4 protein-coding genes are annotated in these 3,710 nt (G+C 63.7%); 3 read left to right on the top strand and 1 reads right to left on the bottom strand.

Annotation, left to right across the window (positions count from 1 at the left end):
* Window positions 1–9 precede the first annotated feature (9 nt).
* Together ABYW26_RS11920 and ABYW26_RS11925 are read left to right on the top strand one after the other, a co-directional pair.
* Complete coding sequence (locus tag ABYW26_RS11920; RefSeq protein WP_372605115.1) at window positions 10–861, top strand: fumarylacetoacetate hydrolase family protein; 852 nt, start codon at window positions 10–12, stop codon at window positions 859–861.
* Between the two features lie 3 nt (window positions 862–864).
* Window positions 865–1,857 carry an NAD(P)H-quinone oxidoreductase gene (locus ABYW26_RS11925; RefSeq protein ID WP_372605116.1) on the top strand — a complete coding sequence of 331 codons (993 nt, stop codon included), beginning with the start codon at window positions 865–867 and terminating at the stop codon, window positions 1,855–1,857.
* Window positions 1,858–2,063: 206 nt separating this feature from the next.
* On the opposite strand, the gene ABYW26_RS11930 is transcribed toward ABYW26_RS11925, so the two are convergent.
* Window positions 2,064–2,822: an IclR family transcriptional regulator C-terminal domain-containing protein gene (locus ABYW26_RS11930; RefSeq protein ID WP_372605119.1), complete on the bottom strand. Its 759-nt coding sequence runs from the start codon at window positions 2,820–2,822 to the stop codon at window positions 2,064–2,066.
* 310 nt (window positions 2,823–3,132) lie between these two features.
* Here ABYW26_RS11930 and ABYW26_RS11935 point away from each other — a divergent pair.
* A partial coding sequence (locus ABYW26_RS11935; protein ID WP_372605118.1) for a beta-ketoacyl synthase N-terminal-like domain-containing protein occupies window positions 3,133–3,710 on the top strand: 578 nt, incomplete at its 3' end.

The raw sequence follows: 3,710 nt of genomic DNA on the forward strand, positions 1-3,710 counted from the left end.
AGGACACCAATGCGCCTTGTTTCTTATGTGACGAAAGACAACACCCGATCTTACGGTCTGGTCAAAGGCGACACGATCCGTGACGCCGGTGCCGCGCTGGGCGGTAAATACGCCGATTTGCGCGCGGTTCTGGCCGCCGATGCGCTGGCCGACCTGGCCGCTGCCGCTGCCACTGGCGCGACCTATGCGCTGGGCGATGTGACGCTGCTGTCGCCGCTGCCCAACCCTGACAAGATCATCTGCGTCGGCCTGAACTACATGTCGCATATCAACGAGACCGGCCGCGAAAAGCCCAAGCACCCGTCGATCTTTACCCGTTATCCCAGCTCGGTGATCGGCCATGACGTGCCGCTGATCCGACCCAAGGCCAGCCATGATTTCGATTACGAAGGCGAACTGGCGGTCATCATCGGCAAGGCAGGCCGCCATATTTCCGAGGCTGACGCGCTGGACCATGTCGCGGGCTATAGCTGTTTCAACGATGGCTCGATCCGCGATTACCAGATTCACACTACGCAATTCTGGCCGGGCAAAAGCTTTGACGACACCGGCTCGATGGGGCCGTGGATCGTGACGGCGGACGAACTGCCGAACATCACCGAGCAAACCCTGATGACCCGCCTGAACGGGCAAGAGGTGCAAAAGGCCGGGCTGGACGATCTGGCAATCGGTATCCCGCAGATCATCGCCTATGTCTCGACCGTGACCAAGCTGCTGCCGGGCGATGTGATTGCCACCGGCACGCCGGGCGGCGTCGGCAAGTTCCGCACCCCGCGCCTGTATATGAAACCCGGTGACCGGTGCGAGGTCGAGATCACCGGCATCGGCACGCTGGTCAACGGCATCGCGGACGAGGTCTGAGCCATGTCCGGGGAAATGCGCGCCGTAACTCTGACGGGCACCGGCGGGCCCGAGGTAATGCAGGTTTCGACCCTGCCGATCCCAAGGCCCGGCCCCGGTCAGGTGCTGATCGCGGTGCAGGCGGCCGGTGTGAACCGGCCCGACATTTCCCAACGACAGGGCCGCTACCCCGTGCCGGCGGATGCCAGCCCCATTCCGGGGCTGGAGGTCGCGGGCACCATCGCGGCGCTGGGAGACGGCGTAGAAGGGTTCATTCCCGAACAACCCGTCTGCGCCCTTGTTCATGGCGGTGGCTATGCCACCCATGCCTTGGCCGACGCCGGAACGACTCTGCCGCTCCCGGCGCCGCTTTCGATGATCGAGGCCGCCGCTTTGCCCGAGGTTGCGTTGACCGTTGAATTCAACGTGGTTCAGCGCGCCGGTTTGCAGGCCGGGGATTGGGTGCTGATCCATGGCGGCTCCAGCGGCATCGGCAGCCACGCCGTTGAGCGCGCCCGGGCTTTGGGCGCGCGGGTGATCGTCACTGCCGGGTCTGATCAGAAATGCGGCTATTGCACCGGTTTGGGGGCCGAGGCGGCGATCAATTACAAGACCACCGATTTCGTTCAGGCGGTGCGGGATGTGACTGGCGGTCATGGCGCCGATGTGGTGCTGGACATGGTCGGCGGCCCCTATGTCACCCGCAACCTGCAGGCGCTGGCCGATGACGGGCGTTATGCGGTGATTTCCCTGCAAGGCGGGCGCGAAATCACCGCCGATTTCGAACCGCTTTTGCGCCGCCGTCTCAGCATCATCGGCTCGACCCTGCGGCCCTTGCCGCCCGCGCGCAAAGCGGCGCTAGCGCGGGATGTGGTGCGCGATGTCTGGCCGCTGATCGCGGCGGGCAAGATCCGCCCGCAGATCTATCAATCCTTCCCGCTGGACCGAGTAGCCGATGCGCATCGGCTGATGGAAAGCGGCGCGCATCAGGGCAAGATCGTTCTGACCATGGGCTAGGCCATTGCCGCGCCCTTTCGGTCTGTCGTAGTGTCCCCAAGCTGCGGCACCAGATCGTTGCGCACCAAGCCTCGGATCACGTCAAGCCACTGTTCTCGGATTTCGGCATCCAGAACTCGGGTCGCCCTGGATTCTTTCCGCCGCCATCAGAATTGTGGAATGCAAAGCCGCGTTTCCCTGTGGAAAAACCACGGCACCCCCAAAGATTACAAAACCCGCCGCAGTCCGGCCTGCACTTTCTTCAGTGCGGGCAGGTAGGTCCGGATCATTGTTTCGGGGCTGTGCAGCGATGCCGCCATGCCGGTGTTCAGCGCGGCCACCGTGGCCCCGCGCCCATCGAACAGCGGCACTGCCAACCCGCGCAGGCCGGTCTCGATTTCCTGATCGTTCAGGGTATAGCCATCGCGCCGGGTCTGGGCGATCCGCGCCATGATGTCATCCGGGTCGGTCAGGCTGCGCGCGGTGCGGGGCGACAGATCCGAGGCCTCGACAATGGCGCGGGCCTGATCCTCGGGCAGGGCGGCCAACAGCACCCGTCCCATCGAGGTGCAATGCGCTGGCAACCGGCTGCCGGGCATCAGCCCGATCGACATCACCCGCCGTTGCGCCGCGCGCGCCAGATAGACGATATCGGTGCCATCCAGAACCGCGACCGAGCAGGATTGGCCGATTTGCTCGGCCAGTTGATCCAGCCACGGCTGCACGATTTGCGGCAGCGGCAGCGACGCCAGCGCCCCCATACCCAGCTTCAGGGTGCGCGGGGTCAGGGTGAAGAACTTGCCATCATATTCGGCATAGCCGCTGTCATGCAGGGTCAACAGGCATCGTCGCGCTGTCGCGCGGTCCAGCCCGGTGCGGGTGGCGACATCGGCGATCGACAAGCGTGGGCTGTCGGCGCCGAAACACTCGAGCACCCTCAGACCCTTGGCGAAAGATGCGATGATATCCGTTGATTTGTTCACCATGCGCACGGAAATATGCGACGAACGAACAAATATCAACATGCGCACGGTTTCTCTGGCTGCCCTGCCGCAGCTGTATTATGGGGCGCCAAGCGGATCGAGTCAGCGGCAAATCGGATGGACGCCTGAAGTGAACCACGCTCATGACAGTTTCGGCCGGGTGAGGCGGGCCTTTACGCCGGGGGTGGCGGTTGCTCGTTCGACCCACAACCCGCCCCGCCCTGGCGCCGCGCGTCAGGCCCTAACCGGGGCCAATCTGCTATCGAACGGCCCTTTGGCCGACTTGATCGTTCCCAATTTCTGAGAGGTCTCAATGGAAGCCTATATCTGCGATTACATCCGCACTCCGATTGGCCGTTTCGGCGGCGCGCTGTCGAACATTCGTGCCGACGATCTGGGGGCGATCCCGCTGAAGGCGCTGATGGCGCGGCATGACATCGACTGGGAAGCGATCGACGAAGTCTATTTCGGCTGCGCCAACCAAGCGGGCGAAGACAACCGCAACGTGGCGCGGATGTCGCTGTTGCTGGCGGGTCTGCCGACCTCGGTTCCGGGCACGACGCTGAACCGGCTGTGTGGGTCGGGCATGGATGCGATCATCTCGGCCGCCCGTGCGATCAAGGCGGGCGAGATCGAACTGGCCATCGCCGGTGGCGTTGAATCGATGTCGCGCGCGCCCTTCGTGATGCCTAAGGCCGAAAGCGCGTTTTCGCGTTCGAACGCGGTCTATGACACGACCATCGGCTGGCGCTTTGTCAATCCGCTGATGAAAAAGCAATACGGCGTGGATTCGATGCCGGAAACCGCCGAGAACGTCGCCGAGGATTTCAATATCAGCCGCGCCGATCAGGATGCCTTTGCCGTGCGCAGTCAGGACAAGGCAGCGGCGGC

Source organism: Actibacterium sp. (assembly GCF_041584535.1).
Classification (GTDB): Bacteria; Pseudomonadota; Alphaproteobacteria; order Rhodobacterales; family Rhodobacteraceae; genus Actibacterium_D.